Raw genomic sequence first — 16,262 nt, forward strand, 5'->3', positions numbered from 1 at the left:
GTCGGTCTCCATGGTCAAAATGGCAGCGTAAGCGCCATATAGGTCATAATCGGTCCTATGTACCGACCGACCACCCGCGTCCTCGCCTTGCTGGAGCTGCTGCAGACCCATGGCCGCATGAGCGGCGCCGAGCTGGCGCCGCGCCTGGGCGTGGACCGCCGCACCCTGCGCCGCTACATCGGCAAGCTGGAAGACATCGGCATCCCGATCACGGCCGAGCGCGGGCCGGCGGGCGGCTATGCCCTGATGCCGGGTTTCAAACTGCCGCCGATGATGTTCACTGAGGACGAGACCCTGGCGCTCTCGCTCGGCCTGCTCGCCGCGCGCGGGCTGGGCCTGGCCGAGGCGGCGCCGGCAGTGGCCAGCGCCCAGGCCAAGCTGGAGCGCGTGATGCCGGATGGGCTGAAGCGGCGCGTGCGCGCGGTCGACGAAACGGTGAAACTGGATGCGGCGCGGACCATCGCCCCGGACAACAACCAGGCGCTGGTGGCGCTGACCGGCGCCGCCCAGGCTTGCCGGCGCGTGCTGCTGCGCTACCGGGACCAGCGCGGCGAAGAATCGGTGCGCGGCTTCGATCCCTACGGCCTGGCGCTGCGCCACGGGCGCTGGTACGCGGCCGGGCAATGCCACCTGCGGCAGGCGCTGCGCATCTTCCGGCTGGATCGCGTGGTCGATGTGGCGCCGCTGGCGGAGCAATTCGAGCGGCCCGAGGGCTTCGATGCGATGGCCCATGTGGTGCAGGCGGTGGCCACCCTGCCGCGCGCCATCGCCATCGAGGTGCTGCTGAAAACCGATGCGGCCTCGGTGCGGGCCCACTTGTTTGCCGAGGCCGGGGTGCTCGAAGAAACGGCGGAAGGCGTGCTGATCCACGCCCAGTCCGACGAGCTGGACTGGTTCGCGCGCCAGCTAGCCGGCATGCCCTTCGATTTCGAGATCCGCCAGCCGCCCGAGCTGCACGCAGCGGTAGCGGACTGCGTGCGCCGCCTGCTGCGCTGCACCCAGGCGCCGGGCTAACAAAGCCGCCATGGCCGCGTTGCCCTGACGGCTTTGTTAGCCCGGGGGGGGATTAGCGCTTGCGAGACAGGCAGCCGTAACCCGGCGCCACCGGCTGCAAGCGCGCACGCGCGCCGCCGATCTCGATGTCCGCCAGGGCCGGCGGTGCGGCCGTGACCTTGCCGGCCGCCAGATCCTCGTGCAAGGCCTGGCAATCGACCCGCGGCAGCATCACGCGGGCCAGCGCCGTCCACTGACCCTGGGCGTCCTCGGCCAGCACGACGGTATTCGGCACGGCGCCGGCGAGCTCGTTGCGGGTGCTGAGGAAGACTTCCGGCTTGCCGTCGCCGTTCACGTCCAGCAGGAAGGCGTCGCAGCTCTTGCCCGGCTCGCGCAGGCAATCCGGATACACGAAGGTATCGTCCTTCAGCGCCCAGTCGGTGCGCAGGAAGCTGTCGGGCAGCCGCGCGCCCGCCTGGCGCAGGATCAGGTTGGCTTTCATGTCGGCCGGCTGCGCCGCCGGCGCAATGCGGTTCCAGCGGCTTTTCATGTTGCGGACGAGGGCGATCCGGCGCCGCACCAGCGCCGCCTGCGCGCCGGCGGCCTCGCGCTCGATGCGGTCCAGCGCGGCGCGCCCGTAGCGTTCGCCGTCGAAGCGCAGGAAGGCAAAGTCGAAGCGTTCCGCCTGCACCTTGCCGGACGCCAGGCGCGCGGCCTGGCTGGCCACCGAGACCCGGGCCGGATCGAGAACAGGTGAAAACAGGAGCAGCAGCAGGCCGGGCACGACGAAGGCGGTACCGGTATTCACCGACGCCAGCGCGGGCAGCCAGCCGGGGCGCAGGGCGGCGCGGAAATAGCCGGCAGCATAGCAGGCGGCGACCAGCATGCAGGCCGCGGCGCTGACCCGGTCCCCGGTCCAGCCGTAGTCGCGCACGCGCAGGCTCAGGGCGTAGACGGCGATGAGGACGAGCGGCGCCAGCAGCAGGCTTGCTGCGCGCGCGGCCACCCGCACCACGCGCGCGACCGCCTTGCCATCCTCGCCGTTCTGCCAGGCCGCATTGATCAGCACCACCAGGCCGGCGGCGGCCACCAGCAGCACCGCCGCCGCGCGCTTGGTACTCCAGAGCGGCTCCAGGCCGGTGAAGGGCAGGGCCAGCAGGAAGCCGCCGACCAGCAGCACGATCACGGGCAGCAGCCAGGACAGCAGCACCAGCAGCAGGCTGCGGATGCCGCGCACGATGGCCGGGCGCACGTCGGTCAGGTGCATCGCACAGGAGAAGGCGAAGGCGGTGACGGGAATCGCGAACCATTCCTCCCGGATCAGCTCGGTGAGGAAGTTCAGCCTGACCAGCTCGAACAGCTGCGAACCCAGGGCCAGCACCAGCCAGGTGACGCCGGTAAACAGGCCGCTGAAGGCCAGCTGCACGCCATTCTTCCAGGCGATGTCGAAATAGGTGGCGTAGGCGGCGATCCGGCGCCTGTCGCGCACGGCGGCCAGCACCAGGGTGTGGGCGATGAAGAAGCCGGCCATGGCGAAGAACACCAGCGGCGGCGAGGGATACAGGGAGCGGTAGATCCCCGGCGAAGGCGGGAAGGGACCGTCCTGCCGGGTCGGCGGCAGCGGCAGATCGGCCACGCGCCAGGCGTCGTAGCAGCCGAGGCCGGCCAACAGCAAGAGCGCGGCGCCGCCCCACAGGAGCAGCTGGCGGCGCGGCATGTGGCCCAGTCCGGATACCAGGATGACCGGCACGATCAGGGCCGCCAGCACCAGCGGCACGAATAGCAGCGGGACGGTGGAAGGCCAGACCTGTTCCTTGCCGGCGCGGTAGAGCAGGTAGAGCAGCAGGCCCTGCACCAGACCGATCAGGATTCGCCGGCTGCCGACCCCGGGCAGGCTCAGCGCGGGCAGGGATGGGCTGTCGGAAGGGTCGAGTGCTTGCATGGGCTGCCTTCGAAAATGGATCGGACAAGCTTAGCACTCATGCAAGCGCGAAGAAAAGTAAATGAGATTGCAATCGGTCTTCCCTCGCCTAGAATCAAAGTAGACGGCAGATGAGGACGTCGACATGGAACTTTACAGACAAGGCGCGGCGAAACGCCTGATCCTTTCGCTGGCGGCAGGCGGATTCCTGGCCGGCTGCGTGTATGCACCGCCGCCTTATGCGGCCTATGACGGTGGGCCGGTGTCCAGTGCGCCCTATTATTACGGTCCCTACGCCTACGGCTACCCGGCCTATGTCGGACCGCCACTGTCGCTCAGTTTCGGCTATTACGAGCACCGCTACCGCGGCGGCGGGCACGGTTATTACGGCGGGCGCGGCTGGCGTGGCGGACATGGCTGGGGCGGCGGACGCGGCTACCGCGGCGGGCGGCGCTGATACTGCTGGTATCGGCGGACGGCAAGGCCGAGATCCGGATGCTGGACGAGCAGGGCAAGGTCAGCAAGTCGATTACGCCCGGCTCGAAGGACTGAGATCGACCGGGTAAGGAAACTTGGCCCCCCGCCTGCGCGGGGGCGATGTGCAGTTGTAGATTACTTGACGACCGATTCCAGCGCGAACAGCTCGGCCGGCTCCTCGCGGCGGCGGATCAGGTGGACCTTGTCGCCGTCGACCAGCACCTCGGCGGCGCGGCCGCGGGTGTTGTAGTTGGAGGCCATCGTGAAGCCGTAGGCGCCGCCGGTCATCATGGCCAGCAGGTCGCCCGGTTCCACCGCCAGCTCGCGGTCGCGCGCCAGCCAGTCGCCGGATTCGCAGATCGGGCCCACCAGGTCGTATTTCACGACGGCGCCTTCGCGCTGCTGCACCGGCTTGACGTCCATCCAGGCCTGGTACAGGGCCGGGCGCGCCATGTCGTTCATCGCCGCGTCGACCACGCAGAAGTTCTTTTCCTCGCCCGGCTTCAGGAACTCCACCGACATCAGCAGCACGCCGGTGTTGCCGACGATCGAGCGGCCCGGTTCGAAGATGACCTTGATCGGCTTGCCCTCGTACTTCTCGGCGCGCCAGGCGTCCACGCGCGCGAACACGCGCGACACGTAGTCGCCGATCGCCACCGGGGCGTTGTCGCCGGTGCCGTAGTCGATGCCCAGGCCGCCGCCGACGTCGAGGTGGTGCAGCAGGATGCCCTCGGCCGCCAGCGTGTCGATCAGCTCGATCAGTTTATCCAGGGCTTCGAGCAGCGGGGCGTCGTCCAGCAGCTGCGAGCCGATGTGGCAGTCGATGCCGACCACGTCCAGGTGCGGCAGGGCGGCGGCGCTGCGGTAGGTGTCCAGGGCGTCCGAGAAGGCCACGCCGAACTTGCTGGCCTTCAGGCCGGTGGCGATGTAGGGGTGGGTCTTCGGGTCGACGTTCGGGTTCACGCGCAGCGATACCGGTGCGCGCTTGCCGAGGCGGCCGGCCACGTCGTTGATGCGGTGCAGTTCCGGAATCGACTCGACGTTGAAGCAGAGGATGCCCTTCTCCAGCGCCAGCTCGATCTCGGCCACGGTCTTGCCCACGCCCGAGAAGATCACCTTGCCGGGATCGCCGCCGGCGGCGATCACGCGCAGCAATTCGCCGCCCGAGACGATGTCGAAGCCCGCGCCTTCGCGCGCCAGGATGTCGAGGATGGCCAGGTTCGAGTTGGCCTTCATCGCATAGCAGACCAGGGCGTCACGTCCCTGGCTGGGCTTTGCATAGCCGCGGAAGTTCTGCAGCAGCTGTGCCTTCGAATAGACGTAGGTCGGGCTGCCGAACTGCCGGGCGATGGCGGGCAGGGGAACGCTTTCGGCGTGCAGGACGCCGTCTTGGTACGAGAAATGCGACATGATTACTGTTGGGTGGCGGGAGAAGGGGATTGCGGAGCTTGCGTATTGTTGGCGTTGGATCCCGCCGGCGGCGTGCTCATGCCGGCTGCCGGCGCCGGCGGCGAGGCCGTCGTCACCGGCATCGCGGGCGCGGCGGGCGCGGTGGCGGCAGCGGCGCGGGCCGGCGGCTTGGGCATGTAGAGCGGGCCGGGCTGGCCGCAGGCGGACAGCAGGGCGGCGAAGGCAAAGCCGGCGGCCGGGAGCGCAAATAGGGACTTCACGATTAGAATCACGGTTTGATTAGCAGACCTTGGAGTGTAGCATGACCGAAACCGAATTTTTGGACCTGGCCGACGCCACCCTGAACGAGATCGAACTGGCCTTCGACCGCCTGTTCGAGCAGGACGTGGTCGACGTCGAATGCAAGCGCAGCGGCAACGTGCTCGAGATCGAATTCGTCGACAACGGTTCGAAAATCATCGTCAACAGCCAGGCGCCGCTGCAGGAGATGTGGGTGGCGGCGCGCGCCGGCGGCTTCCACTACAAGCGCGTCAACGACGAATGGCGCAACACCCGCGACGACAGCGAGCTGTTTACCTCGCTGTCCGATTACGCCACCCAGCAGGGCGGGGCGCCGGTCAAATTACGTTGAATACCTGCGTGGGCTCCCCGTGCCCACGTCAACCGGCCAGCACGCCCAATAGCGCCTGCATATCCACCGGCTTGACGAAATGGTGGTTGAAGCCGGCCGCCGCGGTCATGGCGCGGTCCGCCTCCTGGCCGTAGCCGGTGATCGCGACCAGGGTCGCGGCCCGCAGCGGCGGCAGCTGCCGCAATGCCCGCGCCAGCTCGTTGCCGTCCATGTCGGGCAGCCCGATGTCCAGCAAACAGGCATCGGGCGGATCCGTGCGCGCGGCCTCCAGCGCGGCGCGCGCGCTCTGCACCACCGTCACCCGGTAGCCGGCGGTTTCCAGGTAGAGGCCGAGCATCTGGCCGGCATCGTCGTTGTCGTCGACCACCAGCAGGTGCAGTTCCTGCGGCCGTACCGGCGCCAGTCCCTGCGCTTCCGGGATGGCGGTACGGCCCGGGGCTTCGGCGCGCGGCAGGGTGACCGTGAAGCGGCTGCCCTTGCCGATGCCTTCGCTGTAGGCCGCGACCCGGCCGCCATGCAGGGCCACCAGGTTGCGCACCAGCGCCAGCCCGATCCCCAGCCCGCCCTGCGCGCGGTCGGACGAACGCTCGGCCTGGGCGAACATGTCGAATACCTGCCCGATCATGTGCGGCGCCATGCCGATGCCGTTGTCGCTGACGGTGTAGGCGACGGTATCCTCATCCACGAACAGCGCCACCACGATCTCGCCGCCCTCGGGCGTGTACTTGGCGGCGTTGTTCAACACGTTGGCGACGATCTGCACCAGGCGCTTCTGGTCGCCGTGCACGAAGGCGGGCTCAATCGGCATCTGCACGGTGACGCGGTGACGGCGCGCGTCGACCAGCGGCCGCACCTGCTCGACGGCGCCGGTGACGATCTGCCGCGCATCCAGCAGGGTTTCGCTCAGCGTGACCAGGCCGCGCGAGACGCGCGACAGATCGAGCAGGTCGTCGATCAGCCCTGTCATGTGCTTCACCTGGCGCGAGATGATTTCGCTGGTCTGCTGGATCTTGTCGCGGTCCAGCGTCGGGATGCGCAGCAGGTCGGAAGCGGCGCGGATCGGCGCCAGCGGATTGCGCAGCTCGTGCCCCAGCATGGCCAGGAACTCGTCCTTGCGCTGGTCGACTTCGCGCATCGCGTACTGGCGGCGGCGGGCGCGCAGGGACGATTGCGCGGCGCTCACCAGGGTCACGCCCTGCACCGGGCGCTCCAGGAGCGACACGTTGCCCAGTTCAAGATAGCGGTGCTGCAGCCCTGGCGAGGCGGCCTCGCGCCGGCTCATGATCAGCACCGGCAGGTCGGACCAGCTCTGCTGGTGCTCGATGAAGTGGCCCACCGTGCGCAGGAATTCCGGGGTGATCGCTTCGTCGGCGACCAGCAGCGCGCCGGCGCCGCGCCCGAGTTCTTCCGTCAGCTGGCCGAGATGGGCGCACACGCCGCAGTCGACGCCGGCGCGCCCGAACAGTTCGGCGATCAGCCTGGCGTCCTTGCCAACCGGGGCATGAATCAGGATGCGGTATTCCAGGTCTGCATTCGGGGTCACGCTGCGCCGTCTTCCTTGTGTTGCTGGATGATGGTCGGTACGCCGGTCAGGATGCCCTGGAAATTGCTCAGCACCGGGCCGACGGCAATGCCGCGCGGCGTGATGTCGAACCGGCGCAGCGTGGTCTCGTGGATGCTGCCGCGCTTCTTGAACACGGAAATCGCTTTTTCGACCGAACCCTGGGCCTCGAAATAGCGCAGGATCAGGACGTTGTCCGCCAGGTAGCTGACATCCATCCCGGTCGACATGGTGCTGCCGACGATGCCCTGCTGGACCCCGACCAGGAAGCTCACCACGCCGCGCTGGCCCAGGTAGGTCAGGATTTCGTGCAGATGGGTGGCCAGGAAGCCGGCTTCCGGCATGGCGTTCATGTAGCCGTTCAGGCTGTCGATCACGACCACGCGCGCGCCCTGGTCGGCGGCGCCGCACACGGCATGGCTGAATTCGCCCGGCGACATCTCGGCGGGATCGATCTGGTGCACCGTCAGCAGGCCGGATTCGTAGGGCGTGTGCAGGTCGATGCCGATGCCTTCGCTGCGGTTCAACAGCGTATTGAAGGATTCTTCGAACAGGAACAGGGCGGCGCGCTGGCCGCGGTCGGTCACCGCCTTCACGAACTGCATCGCCACGCTGGACTTGCCGGTGCCCGGCGGCCCCGATACCAGGGTGCTGGAACCTTCCTCGATGCCGCCGCCCAGCAGCATGTCGAGCGCCGGCAGGCCGCTGCCGATCTGGGCGCGGCGCGTCAGTTCGCGCGTTTCCGCCGCGACGATGCGCGGATAGACGAACAGGCCGCCGGTGATGATCGAGTAATCGTGCGGGCCGCGGCGGAAGGCCACGCCGCGGTATTTCAGGACCCGCACCAGGCGCCGTTCGGCGCCGTATTCGGAATCGGTGTGCTGCAGCGAGATCACGCAGTGGGCGATGCTGCGCACCTGCTGGTCACCCTGCACCGAGGTCTTGTCGTCGAGCAGGATGGCGGTGCAGGAGCGCTTGGCGAAATACTGCTTCAGCGCCAGCACGTGGCGCCGGTAGCGCAGCGGGCTGCCCGACAGCAGCTGCAGCTCGGACAAGGAGTCCAGCACGACCCGGGTCGGGTTGAGCGTCTCGACCAGCTTGAGGATCAGGTTGTTGGTTTCGCCCAGTTCCACCTCGGACGGATGCAGCACCGTGTACTGCTCGCCCGGATCGAGCAGGCTTTCGTCCGGAATCACTTCCTGCACCGTCACGCCGTCCAGCGACATGCCGTGTGCCTGCGCCACCGCGCGCAGTTCGATTTCGGTCTCGGCCAGGGTGATGTAGAGCACGGTCTCGCCGCGCGCCGCGCCTTCGGCCAGGAACTGCAGCGCCATCGTGGTCTTGCCGGCGCCCGGGTCGCCTTCGACCAGGTACAGCCTGTCCCTGGTCAGGCCTCCGCCGAGGACATTATCGAGACCGGGAATGCCGGTCGAGATGAATGCCGTGCTGGAAGTGTTCTGGATGCTCATGGGTACTCTTTCGCGCAAATTCTTCAATGTTGTCAGAATAACTCGTTTCTGACGGCGTCGCGCGCCTTCTGCTCCGTAGCGGGCGCGGGTACCCCGACGTCGAGCGACTGCACGCCGGTGCCCGGCGGGTTCTCCATGTAATAGAACTCGTCGCCGTACTGCACCAGGCCGGCGGGGGCAGGGCGCTCCGCGACCGGCACGTTCTTCAATGCCTTCTGCATGAAGCCGATCCAGATCGGCAGCGCCAGGCCGCCCCCGGTTTCCCGGTTGCCCAGGTTGCGCGGCTGGTCGTAGCCGATCCAGGCGATGCCGACCAGGTGCGGCTGGTAGCCGGCGAACCAGGCGTCGATCGAGTCGTTGGTGGTGCCGGTCTTGCCCGCGATGTCCGGGCGCTTCAGGGTCTGCTGGGCCTTGGCGGCGGTGCCGTAGCGCGCCACGTCGCGCAGCATGCTGTCCATCAGCCAGGCATTGCGCTCGTCGATCACGCGGTTGGCGTCGACGCCGGCGCGTTCCGGGCGCGCTTCCGACAGCACCTTGCCGTCCGCATCCGTCACCTTCGAGATCAGGTAGGGCATCACGCGGTAGCCGCCGTTGGCGAACACCGAATAGGCGCCGGCCATCTGCAGCGGCGTGGTCGCGCCGGCGCCCAGCGCCAGCGTCAGGTAGGGCGGGTTTTTATCGGCGTCGAAGCCGAAGCGGGTCGCGTATTCCTGGCCGTAGCGGGCGCCGATCTTGTTCAGGATGCGGATCGAGATCATGTTCTTCGACTTGGTCAGGCCGCGCCGCATCGTCATCGGACCTTCGTACTTGCCGTCGTAGTTCTTCGGCTCCCAGGCCTGGCCGCCGGTGGCGCCGGCGTCGAAGGAGATCGGGGCGTCGTTGATCAGGGTCGCCGGCGAGAAACCGCGCTCCAGCGAGGCCGAATAGATGAAGGGCTTGAACGAGGACCCCGGCTGGCGCCAGGCCTGGGTCACGTGGTTGAACTTGCTGCGGTTGAAGTCGAAACCGCCGACCAGGGCCTGGATCGCGCCGTCGTCCGGGCTCACCGCGACGAAGGCCGATTCCACTTCCGGCATCTGGGTGATGCTCCAGCTCGAGCCGCCGTCCTGGGTCACGCGGATCACGGCGCCGCGGCGCACGCGGCGGGTCTCGGCCGCTTTCGGCGACAGCCAGCCCTGGGCGAAGGCCAGGCCGGCGCCGGAAATCCTGATCTCCTCGCCGGAGGCCAGCACCGCCGTCACCTGGGTGGGCGAAGCCTGCAGCACGATGGCGGCGACGATGTCGTCGGAATCCGGGTGCTCGGCCAGCTCGGCTTCGATCGCCTCGTCGGCTTCGCCTTTGCTCGAGGGGATCTCGATGTATTTTTCCGGGCCGCGGTAGGTGTGGCGGCGCTCGTAGTCCATCACGCCGCGGCGCAGGGCCAGGTAGGCGGCGTCCTGGTCGGCCTTGGTGATGGTGGTGAACACGTTCAGGCCGCGCGTGTAGGTGTCTTCCTTGAACTGCTCGTAGACCAGCTGGCGCGCCATCTCGGCCACGTACTCGGCATGCACGCCGAAAGCCGTGCTGTCGGTCTTGATCTTCAGTTCCTCGTTCTTCGCGGTCTCGTATTGCGCGTCGGTGATGTAGCCCAACTGGTGCATGCGCAGCAGGATGTACTGCTGGCGCAGGCGCGCACGCTTCGGATTGACCACCGGGTTGTAGGCCGAAGGCGCCTTCGGCAGCCCGGCCAGCATGGCCGCTTCGGCCACGGTGATGTCGCGCAGGTCCTTGCCAAAATAGATCTGGGCCGCCGACGAGAAGCCGAAGGCGCGCTGGCCCAGGTAGATCTGGTTCATGTAGACCTCGAGGATCTGGTCCTTGCTGAGGTTCTTCTCGATCTTCCAGGCCAGCAGCGCTTCATAGGCCTTGCGTTTGAGGGTCTGTTCCGAGGACAGGAAGAAGTTGCGCGCGACCTGCTGCGTGATGGTCGACGCGCCCTGGCGCGCGCCGCCGGTGGCGTTGTGCAGCGCTGCGCGCAGGATGCCCCAGTAATCGACGCCGCCGTGCTCGTAGAAGCCGGTGTCTTCGATCGCCAGGACCGCCTTTTTCATGACGTCCGGGATTTCCTTGAAGTGCACCAGGGTCCGCCGTTCTTCGCCGAATTCTCCGATCAGGACGTTATCGGCGGTGAAGATCCGCAGCGGCATTTTCGGCCGGTAGTCGGTCAGGGTATCCAGGGCGGGCAGGTTGGGATAGGCCATCGCCAGCGCGAACACGACCACCAGCACGCCGCACACGGCCAGCCCGGACAGGGCGGCGAGCAGGGTGAGAATGATTCGCTTCGGGCTGTGCTTGTTTGAAGACGGCTGGGACGGCGGGGGCGGCGCCCCGTTCGAAGATGCTTTCATGCGCATGAATGGTTCGCTGTGTTGACCAGATTCATTATAAGGCAGGGCCGTGCCGGAAACACGACTGGTCAAGTCGATAACAGGTGTGTAAAGAGCGTCAAGATTGAGCTATCGCAGCGGAAAAGCGCCTAACACGAAGTGTCTCTTTCCCGCTTCGGCCAAATATGTTCCTGTGCAGAAATTTCTTGTCTGTGGTCATCCTTATTGCTACGATTTAACGCAGTGCCTTAAGCGAGTACATAAATTAGCGGCAGTAAGTGGCTAATTTTTCTAAGAAATCATTCCCCGCCCGGGCGTTCAATAAGCCGTTCCGAGGAACGCAGCAGTCGTAAAAGAGGGAGCAACGCTCGTGATCAGTCTAGGTTCCTTGTTCGGACAGTCCAACCCGCCCTTGATCGGGATCGACATCAGTACGTCCGGCGTGCGCCTGGTGGAGCTGGCGGATGCCGGCAAAGGCGAAGTGCGGCTGGAGCGCTATGCGTCCGAGCCACTGCCGCGCGGCACTGTCGTCGACGGCAACATCGAAAACATCGAAGCGGTGTCGGAAGCGGTGCTGCGCGTCTGGAAAAAGAGCGGCACCAAGGTCAAGCATGTCGCACTCGGCATGCCGCCGGCCGCCGTCATCACCAAGAAAATCATCCTGCCCGCCGGCCTGGCCGAAGACCAGCTCGAAGTGCAGGTGGAGTCGGAAGCCAGCCAGTACATTCCATTCGCGCTGGACGAGGTCAGCCTGGACTTCGACGTCATCGGCGCGGCCCCGAATTCGCCGGAAGACATGGAAGTGATGCTGGCGGCGGCGCGCCGCGAGAAGGTCGAGGACCGGGTCGCGATCGCGGAGGCGGCCGGCCTCACCGCCACCGTGATGGACATCGAATCGTATGCGGCGCGCTCGGCGGCCCAGCGTGCGATCGACGAGCAGGGCGGCGTGCAGGAAGGGCAGATCGTGGCCCTGTTCCAGATCGGCGCCCAGGCCACCCACATCTCGGTGCTGCAGAACGGCGAGACCATCTACGAGCGCGAGCAGCCCTTCGGCGGGATCCAGCTGACGCAGGATATCGTGCGCGCCTACGGCCTCTCGTTCGAGGAAGCGGAAGCGCGCAAGAAGGCCGGCGACCTGCCGGACAACTACGGCGCCGACATCCTCGCGCCTTTCCTGGAAAACGCCGCGCTGGAAGTCACGCGCGCGATCCAGTTCTTCTTCACCTCGACCCCGTACACCCGCATCGACCAGATTTACCTGGCCGGCGGCTGCGCGCTGGTGCCGGGCCTGCTCGACATCATCGCCAGCCGCACCAGGATTTCGAGCGCGGTGGTTTCGCCCTTCAAAGGCATGCAGCTGGCTGCATCGGTGCGCGAGCAGCAGCTGCGCAACGAAGCGCCGGCCTACCTGGTCGCCTGCGGCCTGGCACTGCGGAGGTTTGGCTGATGATCCGGATTAACCTGCTTCCCCACCGGGAAGCGAAACGCAAGCAGAAGCAGACCGCCTTCGCGGCGCTGCTGGCCCTGGGCGGCCTGCTGGGCGGCGCCCTGGTGCTGATGGTGGGCGCCTACAACGCCAGCCAGATCTCGACCCAGAACCAGCGCAACCAGGTGCTCAAGCAAGCCAACGCGGAACTCGACGTCAAGATCAAGAAGATCGCCAACCTGAAGGCCGAGATCGAAGCCCTGAAGGCGCGCCAGCAGGCGGTCGAAGACCTGCAGGGCGACCGCAACCAGCCGGTCTACCTGCTCGACGAACTGGTGCGCCAGACGCCGGAAGGGGTCTACCTGAAGAGCTTCAAGCAGGAGGGCCAGAAGGTGCTGCTGAACGGCGTCGCCCAGTCGCAGGAACGGGTGGCGGAACTGCTGCGCAATTTGTCGGGCAATTCGCCATGGCTGGAACGCCCGGACCTGACCGAGGTGCGCGCGGCCACGCTGGCCCAGAGCAAGACCGGACGCAAGGTCGTCGAATTCACGCTGAGCGTGTCGATCAAGCGCGCGCGTGAAAAAGAGGAAGCCGCCAAACCGGGGCCGAAACCATGAACATCGATCTGAAACAGCTGGGCGCCGACTTCTCGGCCCAGTTCGAGGGCCTGCAGGGCCGCCATCCGGGCCTGTGGCCGCTGGCGCCGCGCCTGCTGTGCGCGGCCGGCGTGATGGCGGCCGTGCTGGTGGCCGGCTACTTCCTGTACTGGAGCGGCCAGTTCGAGGAACAGGACACCCTGGCGGCGCAGGAGGAAACCCTGCGCACCGAATACCGCAGCAAGATGGCGCAGGCGATCAACCTGGACGTGCTGGAAGCGCAGCAGCAGCAGGTCAACCGCTATGTCGAGCGGCTCGAGAAGCAGCTGCCGAGCAAGGCCGAGATGGCGGCGCTGCTGTCGGACATCAACCAGGCCGGCATCGGCCGCGGCCTGCAGTTCGAGCTGTTCCGGCCGGGCCAGGTGGTGGTCAGGGATTACTACGCCGAGCTGCCGATCGACATCAAGGTCACCGGCAGCTACCACGACATCGGCGAGTTCGCCGCCGACATGGCGAAGATGCCGCGCATCGTCACCCTGAACAACCTCGCGCTTACTGCCGGCAAGGATGGCGTGCTGACGCTCGATGCGATCGCCAAGACTTTCCGCTACCTCGACCAGGACGAGCTGGACCAGCAGTCCCAGGCCCGCAAGAAAAAGAAGAAGGAGGCCAAGTCATGATCGCCCGGAGCATCAAGCAAGCCGGCGCCTTCGCGGCCGCCGCCTTCCTGCTGGCCGGCTGCGGCGACAGCGACGTCAAGGAAGTGCATACCTGGATGGACCAGGTGAAGCAGGAAACCAAGCCGCACGTGAAGCCGCTGTCCGAGCCGAAGGACTTCATTCCCTACGCCTACGGCGCCAAGGAGGAACTCGATCCGTACAGCCCGAACAAGCTGCTGAACCAGCTCGCCAAGGCCGCCGAAGCTTCGCCGGACCCGAACAAGCCGGACCTGCAGCGCCCGCGCGAACTGCTGGAGAGCTTCCCGCTCGACACCATGCGGATGGTCGGCACGCTGCAGAAGGCCGGCGTGAACTATGCGCTGGTGCAGATCGACCGCTCGGTCTACCAGGTCCGCGCCGGCCAGCGCATCGGCCAGAATTTCGGTCTCGTCACCCGCGTGGGCGACGATGCCATCAATATCCGTGAAGTGGTGCAGGACGCCGCCGGCGAATGGGTCGAACGCCTGTCGAAGCTGGAACTGCAAAGCAAGGAGAATCGCAAATGACCCGACTTGGAAGCATCGCCCTCGGCCTGGTGCTGGCGTTCGGCGCCAGCAGCGCCTTCGCGCAGAACAACGAGATCGAATCGATCAGCGCCAACCAGCAAGGCAATAACGTCGTCATCAAGGTGGCGATGAAGGACACGCCCGCCAAGCTGCCGATCGGCTTCTCGATCACCAACCCGGCGCGCATCGCGCTCGATTTCGGCGCCACCGCCAACGCCACCGGCAAGAGCGCCCAGGACATCAACCTGGGCGACGTGCGCGGCCTGAACGTGGTGCAGGCCGGCGAGCGCACGCGCCTGGTGCTGAACCTGAAGCGCCCGCTGAGCTATGCCGCCGCGATCGACGGCAAGTCGGTGATCCTGACCGTCGAAGGCTCGGGCGGCGCGGCGCAGGCGGTCACCGCCGCCGGCGTGCCGGCGCATGCCCCGGCCGCGGCCGCGGCGCGGCAAACGCTGCGCGACCTCGACTTCCGCCGCGGCGCGAACGGCGAAGGCCGCATCGTGGTCGACCTGCCGAACAGCCAGGTCCCGGTCGACGTGCGCCAGGAAGGCAACAAGATCCACGTCGACTTCCTGCGCACCGGCCTGCCGGCAACGCTGCGCCGTCGCCTGGACGTGACCGACTTCGGCACCCCGGTGACCCGCATCACCACCACGCCTTCGGGCGAGAACGTGCGCATGACCATCGACGCCCAGGGCAACTGGGAACAGAGCGTGTACCAGAGCGACACCCAGCTGGTCATCGACGTCAAGCCGGTCAAGGAAGACCCGAACCGCCTCGCCACCGGGCCGCAGGGCTACAAGGGCGAGAAGATCTCGTTCAACTTCCAGAACGTCGAAGTGCGCGCCGCGCTGCAGGCGGTGGCCGACATCTCGGGCCTGAACATCATCGCCAGCGACTCCGTCAGCGGCAGCCTGACCCTGAAACTGAACCAGGTGCCGTGGGACCAGGCGCTCGACGTGATCATGCAGGCCAAGGGCCTCGACATGCGCAAGAACGGCAACGTGCTGTGGATCGCGCCGAAAGAGGAAATGCTGACCAAGGAAAAGCTGGAGCTCGAGCAGAAGGCGCAGATCGCCGACCTCGAGCCGATGCGTTCCGAGATCTTCCAGCTGAACTACCAGAAGGCCGAGGCCTTCCGCACCGTGTTCGGCCTGGATGCGGGCGGCGGCGCAGGGGCGGCCGGCGGCGGCAACCGCGTGCTGTCGAAGCGCGGCAGCGCCATCATCGATGCGCGCACCAACCAGCTGTTCGTGACCGACATCGCGTCCAAGCTGGAAGACGTGCGCAAGCTGATCCAGAAGGTGGACGTCGCGACCAAGCAGGTGCTGGTCGAGGCGCGCCTGGTCGAAGCCAACGACGGCTTCTCGCGCAACCTCGGCGCCAAGCTGGGCTTCGCCGACCTGCGCGCGGAACGCGGCGGCGACGGCGGCTACCAGCTGAACGGCAACAACCGCCTGGCGATCGGCGGCAACCTGACCGGCGCCGGCCAGGTGTCCGGCCAGGTCGATCCGACCGGCACCTTTGCCAACAGCACCCTGGTCAACCTGCCGGCGGCGCCGGTCAACGGCGTGAATGCGCAGACCATCGCGTTCTCGCTGTTCTCGTCGGCGGCGAACCGCTTCCTGAACCTGGAGCTGTCGGCGCTGGAAGCGGACGGCAAGGGCAAGATCATCTCCAGCCCGCGCGTGGTCACCGAGGACAATGTGCCGGCCGTGATCGAGCAGGGCGTCGAGCTGCCTTACCAGTCGACCCAGGCCGCTAGCGGCGTGGGCGGCCAGGCCGTCACCACGGTCAGCTTCAAGAAGGCCAACCTGCGCCTGGAAGTCACGCCGCAGGTCACGCCGGACGGCAACGTGGTGCTGGACGTCGACGTCACCAAGGATTCGAAGGGCGAGGCCACCTCCGCCGGTTTCGCCATCAACAACCAGCACGTGAAGACCAAGGTGATGGTCGAGAACGGCGGCACGGTGGTGCTGGGCGGTATCTACCAGCAGAGTGAGACCAACAACGAATCCAAGGTGCCGCTGATGGGCGACCTGCCGCTGGTGGGCCACCTGTTCAAGAATACCGCACGCTCTACCCAGAAAACCGAGCTGCTGATTTTCATCACCCCGAAGATCGTGACCGAGCATCTGCAGAACACGTCGCGCTGATTCGACCAACACAATCGACAAGAAGAAGGCA

Annotated in this window: 14 protein-coding genes; 8 read left to right on the top strand and 6 right to left on the bottom strand. The window is 66.8% G+C overall.

The window, feature by feature from the left end; translation table 11 throughout:
• Positions 1 to 57: 57 nt before the first annotated feature.
• Positions 58 to 1,014 carry a helix-turn-helix transcriptional regulator gene (locus tag ACFPO9_RS14740; RefSeq protein WP_379771874.1) on the top strand — a complete coding sequence of 319 codons (957 nt, stop codon included), beginning with the start codon at positions 58 to 60 and terminating at the stop codon, positions 1,012 to 1,014.
• Between the two features lie 52 nt (positions 1,015 to 1,066).
• Here ACFPO9_RS14740 and ACFPO9_RS14745 read toward each other — a convergent pair whose 3' ends face one another.
• Positions 1,067 to 2,935 (bottom strand): DUF4153 domain-containing protein, encoded by a 1,869-nt coding sequence (locus tag ACFPO9_RS14745; RefSeq protein WP_379771875.1) that lies wholly within the window; start codon positions 2,933 to 2,935, stop codon positions 1,067 to 1,069.
• 124 nt (positions 2,936 to 3,059) lie between these two features.
• Here ACFPO9_RS14745 and ACFPO9_RS14750 point away from each other — a divergent pair, with 124 nt between their 5' ends.
• A complete protein-coding gene (locus ACFPO9_RS14750; protein ID WP_379771876.1) occupies positions 3,060 to 3,371 on the top strand; it encodes a hypothetical protein in 312 nt (103 codons plus the stop codon).
• Positions 3,372 to 3,526: 155 nt separating this feature from the next.
• Here ACFPO9_RS14750 and lysA read toward each other — a convergent pair whose 3' ends face one another.
• Both lysA and lptM read right to left on the bottom strand, forming a co-directional pair.
• Positions 3,527 to 4,801 carry a diaminopimelate decarboxylase gene (lysA, locus tag ACFPO9_RS14755; protein WP_379771877.1) on the bottom strand — a complete coding sequence of 425 codons (1,275 nt, stop codon included), beginning with the start codon at positions 4,799 to 4,801 and terminating at the stop codon, positions 3,527 to 3,529.
• A gap of 2 nt (positions 4,802 to 4,803) precedes the next feature.
• Complete coding sequence (gene lptM, locus ACFPO9_RS14760) at positions 4,804 to 5,061, bottom strand: LPS translocon maturation chaperone LptM (protein ID WP_379771878.1); 258 nt, start codon at positions 5,059 to 5,061, stop codon at positions 4,804 to 4,806.
• Between the two features lie 41 nt (positions 5,062 to 5,102).
• Between lptM and cyaY the strand changes: the two genes are divergently transcribed.
• Positions 5,103 to 5,432 (top strand): iron donor protein CyaY, encoded by a 330-nt coding sequence (cyaY, locus tag ACFPO9_RS14765; RefSeq protein ID WP_379771879.1) that lies wholly within the window; start codon positions 5,103 to 5,105, stop codon positions 5,430 to 5,432.
• Positions 5,433 to 5,460: 28 nt separating this feature from the next.
• Here cyaY and ACFPO9_RS14770 read toward each other — a convergent pair whose 3' ends face one another.
• From ACFPO9_RS14770 to ACFPO9_RS14780, 3 genes are read right to left on the bottom strand one after another with little or no spacing between them, the layout of a single operon-like run.
• Entirely contained in the window at positions 5,461 to 6,975 is a 1,515-nt protein-coding gene (locus tag ACFPO9_RS14770) for a hybrid sensor histidine kinase/response regulator (protein ID WP_379771880.1), read from the bottom strand.
• The gene (locus ACFPO9_RS14775) at positions 6,972 to 8,462 is read right to left on the bottom strand and encodes an ATPase domain-containing protein (protein WP_379771881.1); all 1,491 of its coding nucleotides are present in this window, start codon (positions 8,460 to 8,462) and stop codon (positions 6,972 to 6,974) included. The genes ACFPO9_RS14770 and ACFPO9_RS14775 overlap by 4 nt, the downstream gene beginning before the upstream one ends.
• Positions 8,463 to 8,494: 32 nt before the next feature.
• Entirely contained in the window at positions 8,495 to 10,849 is a 2,355-nt protein-coding gene (locus ACFPO9_RS14780) for a penicillin-binding protein 1A (RefSeq protein ID WP_379771882.1), read from the bottom strand.
• A 349-nt stretch (positions 10,850 to 11,198) separates the two neighbouring features.
• Between ACFPO9_RS14780 and ACFPO9_RS14785 the strand changes: the two genes are divergently transcribed.
• From ACFPO9_RS14785 to pilQ, 5 genes are read left to right on the top strand one after another with little or no spacing between them, the layout of a single operon-like run.
• Positions 11,199 to 12,275, top strand: a complete 1,077-nt coding sequence (locus tag ACFPO9_RS14785; protein WP_379771883.1) for a pilus assembly protein PilM — start codon at positions 11,199 to 11,201, stop codon at positions 12,273 to 12,275.
• Entirely contained in the window at positions 12,275 to 12,871 is a 597-nt protein-coding gene (locus ACFPO9_RS14790) for a PilN domain-containing protein (protein WP_379771884.1), read from the top strand. The genes ACFPO9_RS14785 and ACFPO9_RS14790 overlap by 1 nt, the downstream gene beginning before the upstream one ends.
• Positions 12,868 to 13,530: a type IV pilus inner membrane component PilO gene (locus ACFPO9_RS14795; protein ID WP_379771885.1), complete on the top strand. Its 663-nt coding sequence runs from the start codon at positions 12,868 to 12,870 to the stop codon at positions 13,528 to 13,530. Before ACFPO9_RS14790 ends, ACFPO9_RS14795 begins: the two co-directional genes overlap by 4 nt.
• Positions 13,527 to 14,075, top strand: a complete 549-nt coding sequence (locus ACFPO9_RS14800; protein ID WP_379771886.1) for a pilus assembly protein PilP — start codon at positions 13,527 to 13,529, stop codon at positions 14,073 to 14,075. The genes ACFPO9_RS14795 and ACFPO9_RS14800 overlap by 4 nt, the downstream gene beginning before the upstream one ends.
• Entirely contained in the window at positions 14,072 to 16,231 is a 2,160-nt protein-coding gene (pilQ, locus tag ACFPO9_RS14805; protein ID WP_379771887.1) for a type IV pilus secretin PilQ, read from the top strand. Before ACFPO9_RS14800 ends, pilQ begins: the two co-directional genes overlap by 4 nt.
• Positions 16,232 to 16,262 lie beyond the last annotated feature (31 nt).

The organism is Massilia aerilata (assembly GCF_042656905.1).
Classification (GTDB): Bacteria; Pseudomonadota; Gammaproteobacteria; order Burkholderiales; family Burkholderiaceae_D; genus Telluria; species Telluria aerilata.

Excerpts from the sequence above, each read along its gene's own strand:
- ACFPO9_RS14750 (WP_379771876.1), top strand. The coding sequence starts at position 3,060 with ATGGAACTTTACAGACAAGGCGCGGCGAAACGCCTGATCCTTTCGCTG.
- lysA (WP_379771877.1), bottom strand. The coding sequence starts at position 4,801 with ATGTCGCATTTCTCGTACCAAGACGGCGTCCTGCACGCCGAAAGCGTT.
- ACFPO9_RS14745 (WP_379771875.1), bottom strand. The coding sequence starts at position 2,935 with ATGCAAGCACTCGACCCTTCCGACAGCCCATCCCTGCCCGCGCTGAGC.
- ACFPO9_RS14775 (WP_379771881.1), bottom strand. The coding sequence starts at position 8,462 with ATGAGCATCCAGAACACTTCCAGCACGGCATTCATCTCGACCGGCATT.
- pilQ (WP_379771887.1), top strand. The coding sequence starts at position 14,072 with ATGACCCGACTTGGAAGCATCGCCCTCGGCCTGGTGCTGGCGTTCGGC.
- ACFPO9_RS14800 (WP_379771886.1), top strand. The coding sequence starts at position 13,527 with ATGATCGCCCGGAGCATCAAGCAAGCCGGCGCCTTCGCGGCCGCCGCC.
- ACFPO9_RS14780 (WP_379771882.1), bottom strand. The coding sequence starts at position 10,849 with ATGAAAGCATCTTCGAACGGGGCGCCGCCCCCGCCGTCCCAGCCGTCT.
- cyaY (WP_379771879.1), top strand. The coding sequence starts at position 5,103 with ATGACCGAAACCGAATTTTTGGACCTGGCCGACGCCACCCTGAACGAG.
- ACFPO9_RS14790 (WP_379771884.1), top strand. The coding sequence starts at position 12,275 with ATGATCCGGATTAACCTGCTTCCCCACCGGGAAGCGAAACGCAAGCAG.
- ACFPO9_RS14740 (WP_379771874.1), top strand. The coding sequence starts at position 58 with ATGTACCGACCGACCACCCGCGTCCTCGCCTTGCTGGAGCTGCTGCAG.
- ACFPO9_RS14795 (WP_379771885.1), top strand. The coding sequence starts at position 12,868 with ATGAACATCGATCTGAAACAGCTGGGCGCCGACTTCTCGGCCCAGTTC.